A 20,533-nucleotide genomic window follows, 5' to 3' on the forward strand; every position below is an offset into this window, starting at 1 on the left:
GTGGTTGAAATGAAGAAAATCGGAATTTTCGGAGGCACGTTTGACCCTCCGCATAATGGTCACCTCTTAATGGCGAATGAGGTGCTGTACCAGGCGGGGCTTGATGAAATTTGGTTTATGCCTAATCAAATTCCGCCGCATAAACAGAACGAAGACTATACCGACAGCTTTCATCGCGTGGAAATGCTAAAGCTTGCAATTCAATCTAATCCGTCCTTTAAGCTGGAGCTTGTTGAAATGGAAAGAGAAGGACCGTCATATACCTTTGATACCGTTTCTTTACTGAAGCAGCGTTATCCAAATGATCAGCTGTTCTTTATTATCGGCGCTGATATGATTGAATATTTGCCGAAATGGTATAAGCTGGACGAGCTGCTGAACCTCATTCAATTTATTGGAGTAAAGCGCCCCGGTTTTCATGTTGAAACCCCTTATCCGCTTCTCTTTGCAGACGTTCCGGAATTTGAGGTATCATCAACTATGATAAGGGAACGGTTTAAAAGCAAGAAGCCCACTGACTACTTAATCCCTGATAAAGTGAAGAAGTATGTAGAGGAGAATGGTTTATATGAATCGTGAGGAGGCACTTGCATGCGTGAAGCAGCAATTGACCGAACACCGATATATCCATACGGTTGGCGTGATGAACACGGCGATCGAACTTGCGGAGCGTTTTGGAGCCGATTCTAAAAAAGCGGAAACAGCGGCAATCTTTCATGATTACGCCAAATTCCGCCCGAAAGAAGAAATGAAACAAATTATTGCGCGAGAAAAAATGCCTGCGCATTTATTGGATCATAATCCGGAGCTCTGGCACGCTCCGGTCGGCGCTTATTTGGTCCAAAGAGAGGCAGGGGTTCAAGATGAAGACATTCTTGACGCCATTAGGTATCATACCTCAGGGCGCCCCGGCATGACACTTTTAGAAAAAGTCATTTACGTTGCCGATTACATTGAGCCAAATCGGGCATTTCCCGGTGTCGATGAGGTGCGTAATCTTGCTGAGACAGATTTGAATCAAGCGCTGATTCAGTCCATTAAAAATACAATGGTTTTTCTTATGAAAAAAAATCAACCGGTTTTTCCAGACACATTTTTAACATATAACTGGCTTGTGTCTGGCAGCTGAACAGGAGGAATTTGTGAATGAACCAAAAGTCCATTTTAAAGATCGCAGCTGCGGCTTGCGACGATAAACGGGCAGAGGATATTTTAGCACTGGATATGGAAGGTATTTCTCTGGTTGCTGATTATTTTCTGATCTGTCACGGAAATTCAGATAAACAGGTACAGGCGATTGCCCGTGAAATCAAGGATCAAGCTGATGAAAACGGCATTCAAGTCAAAAAGATGGAAGGCTTTGATGAAGCAAGATGGGTTCTCGTTGATCTAGGCGATGTAATTGTCCATGTCTTCCACAAGGATGAAAGAAGCTACTACAACCTTGAAAAGCTGTGGGGAGACGCTCCGCTCGCAGATCTTGACTTTGGAATGAATCAATGATTTATCAAGGCTTTGCAAGCGTGTATGACGAGTTAATGTCACACGCGCCTTACGATCAATGGACAAAATGGATTGAAGCATCTCTCCCGGAAAAAGGCCGTATTCTCGATCTGGCATGCGGCACGGGGGAAATCTCCATCCGGCTTGCCGAAAAAGGCTTCGAGGTTACAGGCATCGATCTCAGCGAAGAGATGCTTTCTTTCGCCCAGCAAAAGGTATCGAGTAGCCAGCCTATTTTATTTCTTCAGCAGGATATGAGAGAGATTACCGGCTTTGACGGTCAGTTTGACGCTGTTGTGATATGCTGTGACTCATTAAATTATTTAAAAACAAAAAATGATGTGATCGAAACCTTTAACAGTGTTTTTCGGGTATTAAAGCCTGAAGGCATTCTGCTGTTTGATGTTCATTCATCTTTTAAAATTGCGGAAGTCTTTCCGGATAGCACATTTGCTGACCAGGACGAAGATATCAGCTATATTTGGCAGAGCTTTGCCGGAAGTGACGAGCTTTCTGTCATTCATGATATGTCGTTTTTTGTGTGGAACGGAGAAGCGTATGATCGTTTTGATGAGACACACGAGCAAAGAACGTTCCCGGTGGAAGAATACGAAGAAATGCTTAAGAGCTGCGGCTTTCAGCTCCATCGCGTGACAGCTGATTTTACGGATACCGAGCCATCAGCACAATCAGAACGCCTCTTTTTCAAGGCGCAGAAATCAAAAACCATCGTTTCTTAAAACGATGGTTTTTTAAAATGCTTTTTTATGCTTTTGCAGTACAGACGAAAATATGACATACTCGTCTACACATGAAACTGCTTTTTCACTGCAGAAATATCCTCCTCGTACTTCATATGAGTATTTTGAAATACCCGGTGAAACATATCCTGCACACCGCTTTCCAGCGCTTTAATGCCTTCTCCTGTTACACCGCCTTTAACGCAAACCTTTTCCTGTAATGCAGGCAGGGTATACAATTCGGTTTCTAACAGTTTTCCCATTCCGACAAGCATTTCCTTACACATCAAAATCGCGTCCTGTTTAGATACTGATGTTTCCGTGACAGCTGCATCTATAAACCGCTGAATCAGATAGCTCATAAAAGCGGGGCCGCAGCTTACGATGTCTGATGCAACCCTTGTGATGTCACTTTCAATTTGCAGCGGATGAGAGATATGCTGCATCAGCTCATTGATTTTCGCTTTTGCAGATTCGCCGCAGCTTGTGCCGAACGTGACGAGAGAAACACCTGCCAGCGCTCTGTTCGTAATACTTGGGATCACTCGCGCCACTTGACACGGCACATATTGTTCGAGCTGTTCGGTTTGAACGGGGCTTGTAATTGAAATGAGAATATGATCTTTTCTTAAATAAGGTAGCGCTCTTGCCAGTAAAGGATATATATCCAGCGGCTTAACACAAATAAAAATCATCTCGTTTTCAGAAACGAGCTTTTCGAGACTTTCGGTAACGTTGATGCTGTTGTAGCGGTTTTTTATGTGCAACGCTTTTTCAATTGTGCGGTTTGTGATTGTCATGTTTGAGGGATCGGCCGCTTTTGATTCAATAAATGATTCGATAAGGATCGTACCCATATTTCCTGTGCCGATAAAGCCTATCTTCAATGGTTTCCCCTCCTTTGAGCTATTATCCTCTAAACCATATGTGTTATGAAAATAAAATATGACGAAAGCGGGGAACATGCACGATGAATTGGTTGAATCAGCATAAGAAAGCAATTGTTTTAGCGGCTTCTGCGGCTGTTTTCACAGCGATTATGATCTTTCTGGCCACAGGGAAAAATAAAGAGCCGGTGAAGCAAGCTGTACCAACAGAGGCAGAAAATACAGTGGTAAAGCAGGAAGCAAACAACGACGAGTCAAGCGAAACAATTGTGATAGACATCAAAGGTGCTGTTCAGCATCCAGGCGTTTATGAAATGCGTACAGGGGACAGAGTATCTCAGGCAATTGAGAAAGCAGGCGGGACCAAAGAACAAGCAGACGAAGCGCAAGTAAATTTGGCGGAGATTCTGCAGGACGGGACAGTGGTGTACATCCCGAAAAAGGGAGAGGAAACAGCAGTACAGCAAGGCGACGGAGGGTCTGTCCAAAGCGATGGAGGGAAGGGAGCGCTGGTGAATATCAATACAGCAACCTTAGAGGAGTTACAAGGCATCTCAGGGGTGGGGCCATCCAAAGCTGAAGCTATTATTGCATACCGGGAAGAAAACGGGCGTTTCCAAACAATTGAAGAAATCACTAAGGTTTCAGGAATAGGTGAAAAGTCATTTGAGAAAATAAAGTCTTCCATTACAGTAAAGTGATTTGACGGTCATGCATTATGATAGGTAAACTATAGGTCAGGCAACACAACATTTGGAGGGAACAACGTGGAACGAATTTCATGGAATCAATACTTTATGGCTCAAAGCCATTTATTGGCGCTGCGCAGCACATGTCCGAGATTATCTGTCGGCGCTACTATAGTCAGAGACAAACGCATGATAGCAGGAGGCTACAACGGGTCAATCGCGGGCGGTGTACATTGTGCAGATGAAGGATGCTTAATGATAGATGATCATTGCGCAAGAACGATTCACGCTGAAATGAATGCGATTCTTCAATGCTCTAAGTTTGGGGTGCCGACTGATGGAGCGGAGATTTATGTGACGCATTATCCGTGCATTCAATGCTGCAAATCTATTATTCAAGCTGGTATCAAAACGGTTTATTATGCTGAGGATTACAAAACACATCCGTATGCGCAGGAATTATTTGAACAGGCGGGTGTAACTGTTGAACAGGTTGAACTCGATGAAATGATCGTTGATCTGAAAAACAGAGAAAAGCTTTCATTTGTAGCGGGTCTTATAGGGAAATTGGCCGATGCCGGTTTAGCGGAGGAAGAATTGAAAAAGATACATGAACAGGCGAATATACTTTTCACGAGCTACGTGTGATGAATGCGTAATTCGCGTTTGTTATTGCCTATGGCGGCAGCTTCGGCAACGGTTGGAATTACTGCCGCCGCTTATTTCCCCGCTATTTTTCTTTTCATCCTCTTTCTCCTCATCATGTTAATCAAAACGAGGCACGCTTTTCTTATTATTGTTTGTTTCTTCTCTTTTATATTGTTTTTTGTACTGTATGCAGTCACAGATTCTCAGAATGTCTCTTCCTATCGGCAGGGAACCTATCAATTCAAGGCAGTGATTGACACTATTCCCAAAATTGACGGCGACCGTATGTCTATGATGGTTAAGACACCTGATAAGGAAAAATGGGCTGCTGCGTATCGCATTCAGTCTGCTGGTGAAAAAGAACAGCTGTTATACATAGAACCAGGAATGTCATGTGAGTTGACTGGTACATTGGAAGAACCGAATCACGCAACTGTGCCGGGTGCATTTGATTATAACGAGTATCTTTATCGGCAGCATATTCATTGGAACTACTCTGTCACGTCTATCCAAAACTGCAGCGAACCTGAAAATTTTAAGTACAAGGTGCTCAGCTTGAGAAAACATATCATATCATTCACAAACAGCCTTCTGCCTCCTGATTCGGCAGGAATTGTACAGGCACTTACAGTCGGTGACAGATTTTATGTGGAGGACGAAGTGCTTACCGCGTATCAAAAGCTTGGTGTTGTCCATCTCTTGGCGATATCAGGACTCCACGTGGGGATTTTGACAGCAGGTTTGTTTTATATCATAATCCGTCTTGGTATAACTAGAGAAAAGGCGTCAATTCTGTTGCTGTTATTTCTGCCGCTCTATGTGATGTTGACCGGCGCTGCTCCTTCAGTGCTACGCGCCGCTCTCATGTCGGGTGTTTACTTAGCTGGAAGCCTTGTCAAATGGCGTGTCCACTCTGCAACTGCAATTTGTCTTTCATACATCGTCCTTCTGCTCTTCAATCCTTATCATCTCTTTGAAGCCGGTTTTCAGCTATCGTTCGCCGTCAGTTTTTCTTTAATTCTATCCTCTTCTATTTTTCATCAGGTTAAAACCTCCTTGGGGCAGCTGACAATTGTATCACTCATCGCTCAGCTGGGCTCGCTTCCGATTCTCCTATATCATTTTCATCAGTTTTCTATCATCAGCGTACCGATGAATATGTTGATGGTACCATTTTATACCTTCTGTATTTTGCCGGGAGCTGTAGCAGGTGTTCTTCTATTAAGTCTTTCCGCTTCGTTTGGGAGATTGTTTTTCAGCTGGTTTGATTTATTGATAAGCTGGACCAATAGGCTAATCACAAACATTGCAGATGTTGAAGTGTTCACGATTATGATCGCACATCCTGCACCTGTTTTGCTTTTTTTATTCACGGTCACGATCATCCTATTGCTTATGGCGATTGAAAAACGCTCCTTGTCGCAGTTGATGGTAACCGGAGGCATTTGCTGCACGGTGATGTTTCTGCTCTTTATATATCCGTGTCTTAGTTCCGAAGGAGAAGTGGATATGATAGATATTGGACAGGGTGACAGCATGTTTGTAGGTGCTCCGCATCAGCGGGGTCGTGTCTTAATTGATACCGGCGGCACTTTGTCTTACTCGTCAGAGCCTTGGCGCGAAAAACAGCATCCGTTTTCACTGGGGGAAAAGGTGCTGATTCCGTTTTTAACTGCTAAGGGAATCAAGCAGCTTGACGCTTTAATTCTGACGCACGCTGACCAAGATCATATCGGAGAGGCGGAGATTCTGCTGAAGCATCATAAAGTAAAGCGCCTCGTGATTCCGAAAGGGTTCGTTTCTGAACCTAAAGATGAGAAAGTGCTGCAGACAGCCAGAGAAGAGGGAGTGACAATTGAAGAGGTGAAGCGAGGCGATGTATTGCAAATAAAGGATTTGCAGTTCCATGTACTGTCACCTGAAGCACCTGATCCGGCAAGCCAAAATAATTCATCTCTCGTTCTTTGGATGGAGACGGGCGATATGAGCTGGATCTTGACGGGTGATCTGGAGAAAGAAGGGGAACAAGAGGTGATGAACGTGTTTCCGAATATAAAAGCAGATGTGTTAAAGGTGGGGCACCATGGGAGCAAAGGCTCTACCGGTGAAGAATTCATCAAACAGCTTCAGCCGAAAACGGCCATTATCTCAGCCGGGAAAAACAATCGGTACCATCATCCTCATCAAGAAGTTCTGCAACTATTACAGAGACATTCTATCCGCGTGCTGCGAACAGATCAAAACGGAACGATCCAATATAGATACAAAAACAGAGTTGGAACCTTTTCTGTCTATCCTCCATATGATACATCAGATATAACAGAGACGAACTAAAAAAGACTGCCGAGAAATCAGCAGCCCGGGCAGTCGCTGTTATGAACCAACTAGGTGAATAACCGTTGCCATGACAAACAAGAAGGCGAAAAATCCGAAGGACACAACAAAACCAACAGCTGAATCTACAGCATCATTTCGTTTGCTTTGAACGTTTTTTTCAAAATCATTCAACTTTATCCCTCCTGACTGACTTAAGTATAATGGAATTGTTTTGAAAAATCTAGAAGCTAAGGTAACGTTTTCTGTTCTGGTGATTATCGCCTTTTTACAAGCTGTCCCGGGGGCTTGCGAACAGGCGTTTAATATAAATGGGGAAGCAGCAGTCAGGCTTCCTCTTTACTATTTTGCAAACTCAATTTAGGATAGAAGGGGATGATGAAAGAGAGGAAGTCGTACAACAATGGTATTTGATGTGTGGAAAAGCCTGAAAAAAGGAGATGTCCATCCAGTTTATTGTTTATACGGAAAAGAGACATATCTGCTGCAAGAAACCGTCAGCAGGATCAGACAGACGGTCGTTGATCAGGAGACAAAGGATTTCAATCTATCCGTTTTTGATCTGGAAGAGGACCCGCTGGATCAAGCGATTGCAGATGCTGAAACGTTTCCGTTTATGGGAGAGCGGCGTCTTGTCATTGTGAAAAATCCATATTTTTTAACAGGTGAAAAGAAAAAAGAAAAAATTGAGCACAACGTCAGTGCGCTTGAATCATATATACAATCACCTGCGCCTTACACAGTCTTTGTCCTGCTTGCTCCGTATGAAAAGCTTGATGAGCGGAAAAAGCTGACGAAAGCGTTAAAGAAGCACGCGTTTATGATGGAGGCGAAGGAATTAAACGCAAAGGAAACGACGGACTTTACTGTCAACCTTGCAAAAACAGAGCAGAAAACAATCGGCACGGAAGCGGCGGAGCATTTGGTTCTGCTTGTGAATGGACATCTGTCATCGATTTTTCAGGAGATTCAAAAGCTCTGCACGTTTATTGGAGATCGTGAAGAAATTACGCTGGATGATGTGAAAATGCTTGTTGCTAGAAGCCTTGAACAAAATATTTTTGAGCTGATCAATAAAATCGTCAACCGAAAACGAACTGAGAGTCTGCAAATTTTTTATGATTTGCTTAAACAAAATGAAGAACCGATTAAAATTATGGCGCTTATTTCGAACCAGTTCCGGCTGATTCTGCAGACAAAGTACTTCGCGGAACAGGGATACGGACAAAAACAAATCGCTTCTAATCTAAAAGTTCACCCATTTCGGGTAAAGCTGGCGATGGATCAAGCAAGGCTTTTTTCAGAGGAGGAGCTCCATTCAATTATTGAACAGCTTGCCGTCATGGACTATGAGATGAAAACCGGGAAAAAGGACAAGCAGCTTCTGCTCGAACTGTTCCTTTTACAGCTGTTAAAAAGAAATGAAAAAAACGATCCCCATTATTGAGGATCGTTTTTATATTATGCAGAAAGTCCGTTCACTTTTTTCGCTAGTCTTGATTTGTATCGAGCTGCGGTATTTTTGTGTACAAGACCTGTTTTCACTGCTTTATCAATACGTTTAGCTGCTTCAGTAAGAGCAGTTTTCGCTTTGTCAGCTTCGTTGTTGGCAACAGAAGCTTCAACTTGTTTGATTGCAGTACGCATAGCAGATTTGATTGTCGCGTTATGAACGCGGCGTTCGTTGTTTGTTTTTGTACGTTTAATCGCTGATTTAATGTTTGGCATGTGTTTCACCTCCTAAGATACAACCTGTAGCACAGTGTCTTAAGGTTAAATCTTCTTCACAATAGAACAAATTGTATTCTATCAAACACACCTTTAGATTGCAATATAAATGTAAAGTATTTTTCATTGAAGGTTCTCTTTTTAGCATGATTCATTCAGCAAATGGCAACAATATAGGTACTTAATGTGAAGGAGGCCCCTGTATGAAAAAGAGTGAGCTGGATGTGAATCAGTATTTGATACGGACCGATTTGGCAGTGGAAACGAAGGAAGCAATGGCCAATCAGCAGGCTGTGCCGACAAAAGAAATTAAAGGCTTCATTGAAAAAGAGCGTGATCACGGCGGCATTAAAATCCGCACAGTTGATGTTACAAAGGAAGGCGCAGAGCTTTCGGGAAAAAAAGAAGGGCGCTATTTAACGCTTGAAGCACAGGGAATCAGGGAGAATGATTCGGAAATGCAGGAGAAGGTCTCTGCTGTCTTTGCGGAGGAATTCTCAGCTTTTCTTGAAAACCTTAATATCTCAAAAGATGCGAGCTGTTTGATCGTTGGGCTCGGCAACTGGAACGTGACACCTGATGCGCTTGGACCGATGGCAGTAGAAAATCTGTTGGTAACAAGGCACTTGTTTAAGCTTCAGCCGGAAAACGTACAGGAGGGTTACAGGCCTGTCAGTGCATTTGCACCGGGTGTAATGGGGATAACAGGAATCGAAACAAGTGACATTATTAAAGGTGTGATTGAGCAATCGAAGCCTGATTTTGTCATAGCCATTGATGCGTTGGCGGCGCGGGCGGTGGAAAGGGTCAACACAACCATTCAAATATCGGATACAGGCATTCACCCGGGATCTGGAGTGGGGAATAAACGAAAAGATTTAAGCAAAGACACGCTTGGTGTTCCGGTGATTGCTATCGGTGTTCCGACAGTAGTTGATGCCGTGACAATTGCCAGCGACACGGTGGACTACATATTAAAACATTTTGGCAGAGAAATGAAGGATAACAGGCCATCAAGATCGCTTGTTCCGGCAGGCATGACGTTTGGGAAAAAGAAAGTGCTCACTGAAGAAGATCTTCCCGATCAAAAGCAGCGCCAATCGTTCCTAGGGATTGTCGGAACCCTTCAAGAAGATGAAAAACGGCAGCTCATTCACGAGGTGCTTTCGCCTTTAGGGCACAACTTAATGGTTACGCCGAAGGAAGTCGATTCATTTATCGACGATATGGCAAATGTTTTAGCGAACGGATTAAACACAGCGCTTCATGAAAAAGTGTCACAAGAAAACAAAGGCTCCTACAATCACTAAACAGTTCTACTTCCTCTAGCTTGTTCATAGAGTAATTACTAGACAAGCGCTGGAGGGATTCAATGAGAAATAAACGCAGAAACAGACAGATTGTTGTTGCGGTAAATGGAGGGAAAGCGGTAAAAGCCATTTTTCTATTTATCGTAAGCCTTATCGTGATTTTTGTTCTATCCGGTGTGCTGACGTCTCTCCGGCCGGAACTTAGGCCGTCGTCTGACTCTTTTTATGGGATTGCTGAAGAATTGCCGGGTGACGTATTTGCACATTTGCTGCGGATGGAAAACCATTATTTCGCTTCTGACCTCTCTCAAACCGACAGCTCATTTCATCTTTCTCGTCTTTCTTTAAAGCTGGCGACGAGCATTAACCTCGAAGATCCGCGGAGCTTTCTCGGTCGGGAGCTGCCAGGGTTTGCACAATTTGATACCGAGATTTTGTTAGCTGGACAAGGAACCGATTATACGAATATGCCTGCGGAATCGCCGCCGCCGTCTAAGGTGATGGAGGAAGAAAGGGAAGCGAATTTGGCAGAGATTGAAAAACAGCAAACGCAATCAGATAATGCACAAAAAGATCCGCCCAAACAAACAACAGGTGATAAAAAGGTCGTGTTTATCTATCACACGCACAATACCGAATCATATCTCCCTCTATTAAAAGGCGAGACCGATCCTGACATGGCGCGCCATTCTAAAGCCAACGTCACGCTTGTAGGAGATATGTTCGGACAAGCGCTTGAATCCCAGGGAATCGGAGCCACAGTGAATAAAACCGATATACAGTCAAAATTGAATAAAAAAGGCTTAAACTATGCCAGGTCCTATGATGAATCAAGGCCGGTCGTGAAAGACGCCCTCGCTTCAAACAAAAATCTGCAATATATCATTGACATCCACAGAGACTCACGGCGCAAAAAAGACACAACCGCAACGATTAAAGGAAAAAGCTATGCGAGGGTAGCCTTTGTCGTCGGGAAAAAAAGCAAAAACTTCGAAGAAAACTATAAAATTGCGAGTGAGCTTCATAAACTGATGGAGAAAAAATACCCCGGACTTAGCACAGGTGTCTTTTCCAAAGGCTCGCCAGGCGATAATGGTGTTTACAATCAGGATTTAACAGATAGAGCGCTTTTGCTCGAGTTTGGCGGAGTAGATAATAATCTCGAAGAGCTGCAGCGTGCGGCTAACGCGGCCGCGGACGTATTCAGCGAAATGTACTGGGATGCTGAAAAGGTCAACGCAGCGAGCGGGGAGACGAAAAAACAATAAGAAATAGGTGGTTGATTTGATTGCATACTTTGGAAAATGCTTACTGCTTGTCACGATCATGTTTTTAGGCGTTCTGTTCGGCATGCAGCAGGCAAACAACGGGATGCTGAGTATGAAAGGCTATCATGACCCTTCACTGAAGGGGGCGTTTACGCTCACCGACGGAAAAGATAATGAAAAAGAAGCCTCAATCCTAGGAGAAACAGTCACGGCAAAAGATTTAGAAGAAAAACAAAAAGAGCTGGAAAAGGTGGAGACATTCAATATGTTTTCAAAAGCCGGACAAGCGCTTTCGAACACCATAACCAATACTGCCCAGTCAATGTATGAATGGATACGGGATATGAATCAATAAAGTACGTGAAAGAGAAAAGCAGCCCAGATATGACAGGGAACTTTTCTCTTTCTTGTTTTACATTGAATCTTTACAATCCTATTGATATAATCTAAGCTAGTGTATTTTGCGTTTAATAGTAGGAGTGATAGATTGTGACAGATAAAGAAAAGCGTTTAGAGAGGCAATCGAGAATACGGAATTTCTCTATCATTGCCCATATTGACCACGGAAAATCGACCTTAGCGGATCGTATTTTAGAAAAAACGTCGGCAATCACTCAACGAGAAATGAAAGAACAATTGCTCGATTCTATGGATCTTGAACGTGAGCGGGGCATAACCATTAAATTAAACTCTGTTCAGCTTAAATATAAAGCAAAAGACGGAGAAGAATATATCTTTCATCTAATCGATACGCCGGGACACGTCGACTTCACGTATGAAGTATCCCGAAGCCTTGCTGCCTGCGAGGGAGCGATTCTTGTCGTGGATGCAGCCCAGGGGATTGAAGCGCAGACGCTCGCCAATGTCTACTTAGCGCTTGACAACGATCTTGAAATCCTTCCGGTCATCAATAAAATCGACCTTCCGAGCGCCGAGCCCGAACGTGTGCGCCAAGAGGTAGAAGACGTTATCGGCCTTGACGCATCAGAAGCCGTGCTTGCTTCAGCAAAAGCCGGTATCGGGATTGAGGAGATTTTAGAACAAATCGTAGAAAAGGTGCCAGCTCCGACCGGAGATCCGGAGGCGCCGCTCAAAGCGCTGATCTTCGACTCGCTTTATGACGCCTACCGCGGTGTCGTGGCTTATATCAGAGTCGTTGAAGGAACGGTAAAGCCGGGACAAAAAATCAAAATGATGGCAACCGGCAAAGAATTCGAAGTAACAGAGGTGGGCGTGTTCACGCCGAAAGCAACTCCGACAAATGAACTGACGGTCGGTGATGTAGGCTTCCTGACTGCCTCAATCAAAAATGTCGGTGACACACGTGTCGGTGATACAATAACGAGCGCTGCCAATCCTGCAGAAGAAGCGCTGCCGGGATACCGCAAGCTAAACCCGATGGTGTACTGTGGTTTGTATCCGATTGATACAGCGAAGTATAATGATTTAAGGGAAGCTCTTGAAAAGCTTGAGCTGAATGATTCCTCCCTTCAATATGAAGCGGAAACTTCGCAAGCGCTTGGATTCGGGTTCCGCTGCGGATTTTTAGGCATGCTTCACATGGAGATCATTCAGGAGCGAATTGAGCGTGAGTTCAACATCGACCTGATTACGACAGCGCCAAGCGTTATCTATGACGTGTATATGACAGACGGCGAAAAGGTCGTTGTCGACAACCCGTCCAACATGCCGGATCCTCAAAAGATCGAAAGGGTTGAGGAGCCATACGTAAAAGCGACGATGATGGTGCCGAATGACTATGTCGGCGCTGTAATGGAGCTTTGCCAAGGAAAACGCGGCAATTTTATTGACATGCAGTATTTAGACGCAAACCGTGTCAGCATCATTTATGATATGCCATTAGCGGAAATCGTATATGAGTTTTTTGACCAGCTGAAATCAAGCACTAAAGGCTATGCGTCCTTTGATTATGAACTGATCGGCTACAAACCGTCCAAGCTTGTGAAAATGGACATTATGCTGAATGGTGAAAAAATCGATGCCCTTTCCTTTATCGTGCATCGTGATTACGCATATGAACGCGGAAAAGTGATCGTTGAAAAACTGAAAGAACTCATTCCGCGCCAGCAGTTTGAAGTTCCGGTACAAGCCGCAATCGGCCAGAAAATCGTGGCCCGCTCCACCATAAAAGCAATGCGTAAAAACGTATTGGCTAAATGTTACGGAGGGGACATCTCGCGTAAACGGAAACTTCTTGAAAAACAAAAAGAAGGAAAACGCCGTATGAAGCAGGTCGGCTCAGTTGAAGTGCCGCAAGAAGCATTTATGGCAGTTCTGAAAATGGACGACAGTCCGAAAAAACAATAGAAGCCGCCGCAGTCTTGTACTGCGGCTTCTTTCTGTAAAGAAGGTGAATCCATTTGAAATCAGCTTATATCCATATCCCATTTTGTGAGCATATTTGCCACTACTGCGATTTCAATAAATATTTTATTCAAAGTCAGCCAGTCGACGGGTATTTAAACGCACTCGAACAGGAAATGATAAATACAATAGCAAAAACTGGGCAGCCTGATCTCAAAACAATCTTTATCGGAGGAGGCACGCCAACCTCCCTGTCTGAGGAACAGCTCAAAAAGCTGATGGATATGATCAACCGTGTGCTGAAGCCCTCAAGCGACTTATCGGAATTTGCGGTTGAAGCGAATCCGGACGACTTGTCCGCAGAGAAATTAAAAATATTAAAAGAAGCAGGCGTAAATCGCCTCAGCTTTGGTGTGCAAACGTTCGAAGACGATCTGTTAAAAAAAATCGGCCGAGTGCACAAGCAAAAAGATGTATTCACCTCTTTTGAAAGAGCGCGGGAAATCGGTTTTGAGAATATCAGTCTTGATCTAATGTTCGGGCTTCCGGGGCAAACCCTCAAGCATCTGGAACATTCCATAAACACTGCTTTATCATTGGACGCCGAGCATTATTCCGTTTACTCCCTTATTGTAGAACCGAAAACGGTATTTTATAATTTGATGCAAAAAGGGCGGCTTCATCTTCCGCCGCAGGAGCAGGAAGCTGAAATGTATGAAATGGTGATGAGCCAGATGGAAGCTCACGGCATTCATCAATATGAAATCAGCAACTTTGCTAAGGCAGGCATGGAATCTAAGCACAATCTAACGTATTGGAGCAACGAACAATATTTCGGTTTCGGAGCCGGCGCTCACGGATATATTGGCGGCACACGAACAGTGAACGTCGGACCTGTTAAGCATTACATTGACCTGATAGCTGAAAAGGGTTTTCCGTACAGAGATACACATGAAGTGACAACAGAAGAACAGATTGAGGAAGAAATGTTTTTAGGTTTGAGAAAAACAGCCGGTGTCAGCAAAAAACGATTCGCAGAAAAATACGGCCGCTCCCTGGATGGACTTTTCCCAAGCGTGTTAAAAGACCTCGCTGAAAAAGGGCTGATTCACAATTCGGAGTCTGCCGTTTATTTGACTCATCAAGGGAAATTATTAGGCAATGAAGTTTTTGGCGCTTTTTTGGGTGAGTTATAATTGACATTTTTCTTGTGGTTTGATACTTTTGTTATAGAATTAGCACTCGCTTATTGAGAGTGCTAACAGAGGTGATGATGATGTTAACAAATCGTCAGCTGCTGATCCTACAGGTTATAATCAACGATTTTATTAAATCGGCACAGCCGGTGGGATCAAGAACTCTTTCGAAAAAAGATGAAATCACATTTAGCTCTGCAACAATAAGAAACGAGATGGCTGACTTGGAGGAATTGGGCTTTATTGAAAAAACCCATTCATCCTCAGGGCGTGTTCCGTCAGAAAAAGGGTATCGGTACTATGTTGACCATTTGCTGTCACCCGTCAAACTGACGAAAAGCGACCTGGACCAAATCCACTCGATCTTCAAAGAGAAAATTTTCGAGCTGGAGAAGACAGTTCAAAAATCAGCGCAAATTTTGTCCGATCTGACGAATTACACATCCATCGTACTCGGGCCGAAGCTGAGTGAGAATTACCTTAAACAGATTCAAATCATTCCGATTCAGCCTGATATGGCGGTAGCGATTCTCGTTACCAATACGGGGCATGTGGAAAACAAAACGATTAACTTTCCGACCAAAATGGATCTGTCTGATATTGAAAAACTGGTCAATATACTGAACGACCGTTTAAGCGGCGTTCCAATGGATGAACTGAATGAGCGCATATTTAAAGAAGTTGTCATGTACCTAAGACAGCACATTAAGAACTATGACAATATACTCGACGCGCTTCGTTCAACCTTTCATTCCACAAATCATGTTGAAAAGTTGTTTTTTGGCGGGAAAATCAATATGCTGAACCAGCCTGAGTTCCATGATATCACCCGAGTTCGGTCGCTCCTTTCATTAATTGAGAAAGAACAGGATGTTTTAAAGCTGGTTCAATCCCCGCACACGGGAATTTCGATTAAAATCGGAAAAGAAAACGACTATGAAGAGATGGAAAATTGCAGTCTGATTACGGCTTCTTATTCCGTAGACCAGAAGCAGATCGGCTCAATTGCGATTATCGGCCCGACCCGCATGAATTATTCCAGGGTTGTCAGCCTGCTTCAGCATGTGACTTCGGACTTGTCAAAAGCATTAACAAGTCTGTATGATGAATAAGGGAATTTTGGCAAATTTTATCGAAGGGCAGCACCTGTCCTTCTCCTTACACTTTGAGGGAGGTGAACGCAATGTCAGAAGAAAAACAAACCGTTGAACAAAACGAAACAGAAGAGCAAGAAATCATTGAAGAACAAGCTGCCGCTGATGAACAGCAGGAAGAAACAAATGAAAGCGAACTTCTTCAAAACCAAATTAACGAATTGCAAGGTTTGCTTGAGGAAAAAGAAAACAAACTTTTGCGTGTTCAAGCAGACTTTGAAAACTATAAACGACGCAGCCGTTTAGAGATGGAAGCGTCCCAAAAATACCGTTCTCAAAATATCGTGACTGATTTGCTGCCGGCTCTTGACAGCTTTGAACGAGCGCTTCAGGTTGAAGCCGACAATGAACAGACGAAAAGTTTGCTCCAGGGAATGGAAATGGTCCACCGTCAGCTCGTAGAAGCCTTAAAAAAAGAAGGCGTCGAAGCCATCGAAGCTGTAGGGCAGGAATTTGATCCTAATCTGCACCAAGCTGTTATGCAGGCTGAAGACGAAAACTACGGCTCCAACATTGTTGTTGAGGAAATGCAAAAAGGCTATAAGCTGAAGGATCGCGTCATTCGCCCTTCCATGGTCAAAGTGAATCAATAATTACATAGCAGGAGGTTATTCAAGTGAGTAAAGTTATCGGAATCGACTTAGGAACAACAAACTCATGTGTGGCAGTGCTTGAAGGCGGCGAGCCTAAAGTGATTGCTAACGCTGAAGGAAACCGCACAACGCCATCAGTTGTTGCGTTTAAAAACGGCGAACGTCAAGTAGGGGAAGTGGCTAAACGCCAATCTATTACAAACCCTAACACAATTATGTCAGTCAAACGTCATATGGGTACTGATTATAAAGTTGAAATTGAAGGAAAGGATTACACTCCACAAGAAGTGTCTGCTATCATCCTTCAACACCTTAAATCATACGCTGAAAGCTATCTTGGCGAAACAGTATCAAAAGCAGTTATCACAGTTCCTGCATACTTTAACGATGCTGAGCGTCAAGCAACAAAAGACGCTGGTAAAATTGCAGGTCTTGAAGTAGAACGTATCATCAACGAGCCAACTGCAGCAGCGCTTGCATACGGACTTGATAAAACAGATGAAGATCAAACGATCCTAGTATACGACCTTGGCGGCGGTACATTCGACGTTTCCATCCTTGAGCTTGGCGACGGTGTATTCGAAGTTCGTTCAACTGCCGGCGACAACCGTCTGGGCGGGGACGATTTTGACCAAGTTATCATCGATCATCTTGTGTCTGAATTCAAAAAAGAAAACGGCATTGATTTATCAAAAGACAAAATGGCGCTTCAGCGTTTGAAAGACGCAGCTGAAAAAGCGAAAAAAGATCTTTCCGGCGTATCTTCTACGCAAATTTCTTTACCGTTTATCACAGCTGGAGAAGCAGGACCGCTTCACCTTGAACTTACATTAACTCGCGCTAAATTCGAAGAGCTTTCTTCTCATTTAGTAGAGCGCACAATGGGTCCTGTCCGTCAAGCGCTTCAAGATGCAGGACTTTCTGCAAGCGAAATCGACAAAGTCATCCTTGTCGGCGGATCAACTCGTATCCCTGCCGTACAAGAAGCAATCAAAAAAGAAACTGGAAAAGAAGCGCATAAAGGCGTAAACCCGGATGAAGTTGTAGCGCTTGGTGCTGCGATTCAGGGCGGCGTTATCACAGGTGACGTAAAAGATGTTGTTCTTCTTGACGTTACACCGCTTTCTCTCGGTATCGAAACAATGGGCGGCGTGTTTACAAAACTGATCGACCGCAACACGACGATCCCGACAAGCAAATCTCAAGTGTTCTCAACTGCTGCTGATAACCAAACAGCTGTTGATATCCATGTTCTTCAAGGTGAGCGCCCAATGTCTGCCGACAACAAAACACTCGGCCGCTTCCAGCTTACTGATATCCCGCCAGCACCGCGCGGCGTGCCTCAAATCGAAGTTTCTTTCGATATTGACAAAAACGGTATCGTAAACGTAAGAGCAAAAGACTTAGGCACAGGGAAAGAACAAAACATTACAATTAAATCTTCTTCAGGTCTTTCAGATGAAGAGATCGAACGCATGGTTAAAGAAGCGGAAGAAAATGCTGACGCTGATGCGAAGAAAAAAGAAGAAATCGAAGTCCGCAACGAAGCAGATCAGCTTGTTTTCCAAACTGAGAAAACATTAAAAGATCTTGAAGGCAAAGTGGATGAAGAACAAGTGAAAAAAGCCAACGATGCCAAAGACGCTTTAAAAGCAGCAATTGAGAAAAACGAATTTGAAGAGATCAAAGCGAAAAAAGATGAGCTTCAAACAATCGTTCAAGAGCTTTCTATGAAGCTTTATGAAGAAGCTGCTAAAGCACAGCAAGCTCAAGGCGGAGCAAACGCTGAAGGCAAAGCGGATGACAACGTTGTCGACGCTGAATACGAAGAAGTAAACGACGACCAAAACAAAAAATAAGTTCTTTTTAGTGTCAGCCCCGCTTCCGGAGCTGACCGAAAGAACACATTTCATAATCTGATTCAATGATTAGAAAGTCAAAGTCAGGCATCTCTTGGCTTTGACTTTTTTTCTTGCCCGGGATAAAAGGAATTGAAAAATCATAATTCAAAATGATACAATCTAATTTATGTGAGAAATTCGGGAGAGTGAAGCGAGATGAGTAAGCGTGATTACTATGAAGTGCTGGGAGTAAGTAAGAGCGCTTCAAAGGATGAAATTAAAAAAGCTTATCGGAAGCTGTCAAAAAAATATCATCCTGATATTAACAAAGAAGCCGGATCAGATGAAAAATTTAAAGAGGTAAAAGAAGCGTACGAAACGCTGTCAGATGACCAAAAACGTGCGCATTACGATCAATTTGGTCACACTGACCCTAACCAAGGCTTCGGCGGCGGAGGTTTTGGCGGCGGCGATTTCGGCGGTTTTGGTTTCGATGATATTTTCTCAAGTATTTTCGGCGGAGGCACAAGACGGAGAGATCCAAATGCTCCGCGCCAGGGTGCTGATTTACAGTATACGATGACCCTGTCGTTTGAGGATGCGGCTTTCGGTAAAGAAACAACCATCGAAATTCCCCGCGAGGAAACGTGCGAGACATGTAAAGGCTCAGGTGCGAAACCTGGAACAAATCCAGAAACATGCTCCCACTGCGGAGGCTCCGGCCAGTTAAACGTAGAGCAAAATACACCGTTTGGAAAAGTCGTTAACAGACGGGTCTGCCACCACTGTGAAGGTACAGGCAAAATCATTAAAAACAAATGTGCGGACTGCGGCGGCAAAGGAAAAATCAAAAAACGCAAGAAAATCAATGTGACAATTCCAGCCGGTGTAGATGACGGGCAGCAGCTTCGTCTCTCGGGACAGGGTGAACCAGGAATAAACGGCGGCCCTGCCGGGGATTTATTTGTCGTGTTCCATGTACGCGCACACGAGTTCTTCGAGCGTGACGGCGATGATATTTACTGTGAAATGCCGTTAACGTTTGCTCAGGCTGCTCTTGGAGATGAGGTAGAAGTGCCGACGCTGCATGGAAAAGTGAAATTGAAAATTCCGGCCGGTACACAAACAGGAACGAAATTTAGATTAAGAGGCAAAGGCGTTCAAAATGTCAGAGGCTATGGACAGGGTGACCAGCATATCGTCGTCCGCGTCGTTACGCCGACAAATCTGACTGATAAACAAAAAGACATTATCCGCGAATTTGCCGAAGTCAGCGGAAACCTGCCTGACGAACAGGAAATGAGTTTCTTTGACAAGGTAAAACGCGCGTTTAAAGGCGATTAATTATTGGATGAGGAGTTGGTAGTTTTGAAATGGTCCGAATTAAGCATTCACACAACACATGAAGCGGTCGAACCTATCTCAAATATATTGCATGAAGCTGGTGCAAGTGGGGTTGTGATAGAGGACCCGCTTGATTTAATTAAAGAACGTGAGAATGTGTACGGGGAAATCTACCAGCTCGACCCCAATGATTACCCAGATGAGGGTGTCATTGTCAAAGCATATCTGCCGGTTAACAGTTTTCTGGGCGAAACTGTAGACGGCATTAAAGAAACGATTAATAATCTCCTTCTTTACAATATTGATTTGGGTAGAAACCAGATCACTATTTCTGAAGTAAATGAAGAAGAGTGGGCGACTGCCTGGAAAAAGTATTATCATCCTGTGAAAATTTCTGAAAAGTTTACAATTGTGCCGACGTGGGAGGAATATACGCCGGTCCATACTGATGAACTGATTATTGAAATGGACCCGGGAATGGCTTTCGGCACAGGGACACATCCGACAACCGTACTCTGCATTCAGGCGCTTGAACGCTTTGTGCAAAAGGGTGATAAGGTGATTGATGTCGGCACTGGTTCAGGAATTTTAAGTATTGCGGCTGCAATGCTTGAGGCTGAATCGGTTCATGCCTACGATCTTGATCCCGTGGCTGTAGAAAGTGCACGCCTTAATCTCAAGCTGAACAAAGTCAGCGATATTGCTCAAGTGAAGCAAAACAATTTGTTAGACGGGATTGAAGGGGAACATGATGTGATTGTGGCCAACATTTTGGCTGAAGTCATTCTTCGCTTTACTTCACAAGCGTACAGCCTGTTAAAAGAAGGCGGCCACTTTATTACGTCAGGAATCATCGGGCATAAAAAACAAGAAGTAAAAGAAGCACTGGAACAAGCTGGCTTTACCATTGTAGAAATCCTTTCAATGGAAGATTGGGTCAGCATTATTGCGAAAAAATAACAGTTAGTAGGTG

At 43.8% G+C, this 20,533-nt stretch carries 22 protein-coding genes; 19 read left to right on the forward strand and 3 right to left on the reverse strand.

Annotated features, from left to right (window positions below; translation table 11 throughout):
• Positions 1–9: 9 nt before the first annotated feature.
• From FB592_RS13550 to FB592_RS13565, 4 genes are read left to right on the forward strand one after another with little or no spacing between them, the layout of a single operon-like run.
• On the forward strand, positions 10–579 hold the full coding sequence (locus tag FB592_RS13550; protein ID WP_004398676.1) for a nicotinate-nucleotide adenylyltransferase: 570 nt from the start codon (positions 10–12) through the stop codon (positions 577–579).
• Positions 569–1,129 (forward strand): bis(5'-nucleosyl)-tetraphosphatase (symmetrical) YqeK, encoded by a 561-nt coding sequence (gene yqeK / locus FB592_RS13555; protein WP_141949655.1) that lies wholly within the window; start codon positions 569–571, stop codon positions 1,127–1,129. The genes FB592_RS13550 and yqeK overlap by 11 nt, the downstream gene beginning before the upstream one ends.
• A gap of 17 nt (positions 1,130–1,146) precedes the next feature.
• Entirely contained in the window at positions 1,147–1,503 is a 357-nt protein-coding gene (rsfS, locus tag FB592_RS13560; RefSeq protein ID WP_014477391.1) for a ribosome silencing factor, read from the forward strand.
• Positions 1,500–2,243 carry a class I SAM-dependent DNA methyltransferase gene (locus FB592_RS13565; protein ID WP_072174289.1) on the forward strand — a complete coding sequence of 248 codons (744 nt, stop codon included), beginning with the start codon at positions 1,500–1,502 and terminating at the stop codon, positions 2,241–2,243. Before rsfS ends, FB592_RS13565 begins: the two co-directional genes overlap by 4 nt.
• Before the next feature lie 65 nt (positions 2,244–2,308).
• Here FB592_RS13565 and comER read toward each other — a convergent pair whose 3' ends face one another.
• Entirely contained in the window at positions 2,309–3,130 is an 822-nt protein-coding gene (gene comER, locus FB592_RS13570) for a late competence protein ComER (protein WP_014477389.1), read from the reverse strand.
• 83 nt (positions 3,131–3,213) lie between these two features.
• Between comER and comEA the strand changes: the two genes are divergently transcribed.
• The 3 genes from comEA to FB592_RS13585 all read left to right on the forward strand — a co-directional run bounded on the left by comEA (position 3,214) and on the right by FB592_RS13585 (position 6,801).
• Positions 3,214–3,831 carry a competence protein ComEA gene (comEA, locus tag FB592_RS13575; protein WP_141949657.1) on the forward strand — a complete coding sequence of 206 codons (618 nt, stop codon included), beginning with the start codon at positions 3,214–3,216 and terminating at the stop codon, positions 3,829–3,831.
• A 66-nt stretch (positions 3,832–3,897) separates the two neighbouring features.
• Complete coding sequence (locus FB592_RS13580; protein ID WP_072174291.1) at positions 3,898–4,467, forward strand: ComE operon protein 2; 570 nt, start codon at positions 3,898–3,900, stop codon at positions 4,465–4,467.
• 3 nt (positions 4,468–4,470) lie between these two features.
• Positions 4,471–6,801, forward strand: a complete 2,331-nt coding sequence (locus FB592_RS13585) for a DNA internalization-related competence protein ComEC/Rec2 (protein WP_141949659.1) — start codon at positions 4,471–4,473, stop codon at positions 6,799–6,801.
• A 39-nt stretch (positions 6,802–6,840) separates the two neighbouring features.
• Here FB592_RS13585 and FB592_RS13590 read toward each other — a convergent pair whose 3' ends face one another.
• Entirely contained in the window at positions 6,841–6,975 is a 135-nt protein-coding gene (locus tag FB592_RS13590; RefSeq protein ID WP_003229983.1) for a YqzM family protein, read from the reverse strand.
• A 40-nt stretch (positions 6,976–7,015) separates the two neighbouring features.
• On the opposite strand from FB592_RS13590, the gene FB592_RS13595 reads away from it, so the two are divergent.
• Positions 7,016–7,165, forward strand: coding sequence for a hypothetical protein (locus tag FB592_RS13595; RefSeq protein ID WP_003229985.1), 150 nt, complete (start codon positions 7,016–7,018; stop codon positions 7,163–7,165).
• 39 nt (positions 7,166–7,204) lie between these two features.
• Positions 7,205–8,248, forward strand: coding sequence for a DNA polymerase III subunit delta (gene holA / locus FB592_RS13600; protein WP_141949661.1), 1,044 nt, complete (start codon positions 7,205–7,207; stop codon positions 8,246–8,248).
• Positions 8,249–8,262: 14 nt separating this feature from the next.
• Here the strand turns inward: holA and rpsT are convergent, their stop codons facing one another.
• Positions 8,263–8,529, reverse strand: a complete 267-nt coding sequence (gene rpsT / locus FB592_RS13605) for a 30S ribosomal protein S20 (protein WP_003229989.1) — start codon at positions 8,527–8,529, stop codon at positions 8,263–8,265.
• A gap of 203 nt (positions 8,530–8,732) precedes the next feature.
• Between rpsT and gpr the strand changes: the two genes are divergently transcribed.
• The 10 genes from gpr (at position 8,733) to prmA (ending at position 20,520) form a co-directional block, all read left to right on the forward strand.
• A complete protein-coding gene (gene gpr / locus FB592_RS13610) occupies positions 8,733–9,839 on the forward strand; it encodes a GPR endopeptidase (RefSeq protein WP_014480309.1) in 1,107 nt (368 codons plus the stop codon).
• A 62-nt stretch (positions 9,840–9,901) separates the two neighbouring features.
• Positions 9,902–11,107 (forward strand): spore autolysin SpoIIP, encoded by a 1,206-nt coding sequence (gene spoIIP / locus FB592_RS13615; RefSeq protein ID WP_014477383.1) that lies wholly within the window; start codon positions 9,902–9,904, stop codon positions 11,105–11,107.
• 16 nt (positions 11,108–11,123) lie between these two features.
• Complete coding sequence (locus tag FB592_RS13620; RefSeq protein ID WP_038829705.1) at positions 11,124–11,462, forward strand: YqxA family protein; 339 nt, start codon at positions 11,124–11,126, stop codon at positions 11,460–11,462.
• Between the two features lie 134 nt (positions 11,463–11,596).
• Complete coding sequence (gene lepA / locus FB592_RS13625) at positions 11,597–13,435, forward strand: translation elongation factor 4 (RefSeq protein ID WP_003229999.1); 1,839 nt, start codon at positions 11,597–11,599, stop codon at positions 13,433–13,435.
• Positions 13,436–13,488: 53 nt separating this feature from the next.
• Entirely contained in the window at positions 13,489–14,628 is a 1,140-nt protein-coding gene (hemW, locus tag FB592_RS13630) for a radical SAM family heme chaperone HemW (protein ID WP_141949663.1), read from the forward strand.
• Positions 14,629–14,708: 80 nt separating this feature from the next.
• Positions 14,709–15,740 carry a heat-inducible transcriptional repressor HrcA gene (hrcA, locus tag FB592_RS13635; RefSeq protein WP_003246126.1) on the forward strand — a complete coding sequence of 344 codons (1,032 nt, stop codon included), beginning with the start codon at positions 14,709–14,711 and terminating at the stop codon, positions 15,738–15,740.
• A gap of 71 nt (positions 15,741–15,811) precedes the next feature.
• Positions 15,812–16,375 carry a nucleotide exchange factor GrpE gene (grpE, locus tag FB592_RS13640; RefSeq protein WP_003230005.1) on the forward strand — a complete coding sequence of 188 codons (564 nt, stop codon included), beginning with the start codon at positions 15,812–15,814 and terminating at the stop codon, positions 16,373–16,375.
• Between the two features lie 23 nt (positions 16,376–16,398).
• Positions 16,399–18,234, forward strand: coding sequence for a molecular chaperone DnaK (gene dnaK / locus FB592_RS13645; RefSeq protein ID WP_014477380.1), 1,836 nt, complete (start codon positions 16,399–16,401; stop codon positions 18,232–18,234).
• Positions 18,235–18,432: 198 nt separating this feature from the next.
• Positions 18,433–19,560 (forward strand): molecular chaperone DnaJ, encoded by a 1,128-nt coding sequence (dnaJ, locus tag FB592_RS13650; RefSeq protein WP_003230010.1) that lies wholly within the window; start codon positions 18,433–18,435, stop codon positions 19,558–19,560.
• A gap of 24 nt (positions 19,561–19,584) precedes the next feature.
• A complete protein-coding gene (gene prmA, locus FB592_RS13655) occupies positions 19,585–20,520 on the forward strand; it encodes a 50S ribosomal protein L11 methyltransferase (protein ID WP_032726187.1) in 936 nt (311 codons plus the stop codon).
• The last annotated feature ends 13 nt before the right edge of the window (positions 20,521–20,533 follow it).

It is taken from the genome of Bacillus sp. SJZ110, from assembly GCF_006715455.1.
Classification (GTDB): domain Bacteria; phylum Bacillota; class Bacilli; order Bacillales; family Bacillaceae; genus Bacillus; species Bacillus subtilis.

Coding starts and splice junctions, on each gene's coding strand:
- hrcA (WP_003246126.1), top strand. CDS start 14,709: ATGTTAACAAATCGTCAGCTGCTGATCCTACAGGTTATAATCAACGAT.
- holA (WP_141949661.1), top strand. CDS start 7,205: ATGGTATTTGATGTGTGGAAAAGCCTGAAAAAAGGAGATGTCCATCCA.
- gpr (WP_014480309.1), top strand. CDS start 8,733: ATGAAAAAGAGTGAGCTGGATGTGAATCAGTATTTGATACGGACCGAT.
- FB592_RS13585 (WP_141949659.1), top strand. CDS start 4,471: ATGCGTAATTCGCGTTTGTTATTGCCTATGGCGGCAGCTTCGGCAACG.
- spoIIP (WP_014477383.1), top strand. CDS start 9,902: ATGAGAAATAAACGCAGAAACAGACAGATTGTTGTTGCGGTAAATGGA.
- dnaJ (WP_003230010.1), top strand. CDS start 18,433: ATGAGTAAGCGTGATTACTATGAAGTGCTGGGAGTAAGTAAGAGCGCT.
- FB592_RS13565 (WP_072174289.1), top strand. CDS start 1,500: ATGATTTATCAAGGCTTTGCAAGCGTGTATGACGAGTTAATGTCACAC.
- yqeK (WP_141949655.1), top strand. CDS start 569: ATGAATCGTGAGGAGGCACTTGCATGCGTGAAGCAGCAATTGACCGAA.
- FB592_RS13550 (WP_004398676.1), top strand. CDS start 10: ATGAAGAAAATCGGAATTTTCGGAGGCACGTTTGACCCTCCGCATAAT.
- grpE (WP_003230005.1), top strand. CDS start 15,812: ATGTCAGAAGAAAAACAAACCGTTGAACAAAACGAAACAGAAGAGCAA.
- comEA (WP_141949657.1), top strand. CDS start 3,214: ATGAATTGGTTGAATCAGCATAAGAAAGCAATTGTTTTAGCGGCTTCT.
- rsfS (WP_014477391.1), top strand. CDS start 1,147: ATGAACCAAAAGTCCATTTTAAAGATCGCAGCTGCGGCTTGCGACGAT.
- rpsT (WP_003229989.1), bottom strand. CDS start 8,529: ATGCCAAACATTAAATCAGCGATTAAACGTACAAAAACAAACAACGAA.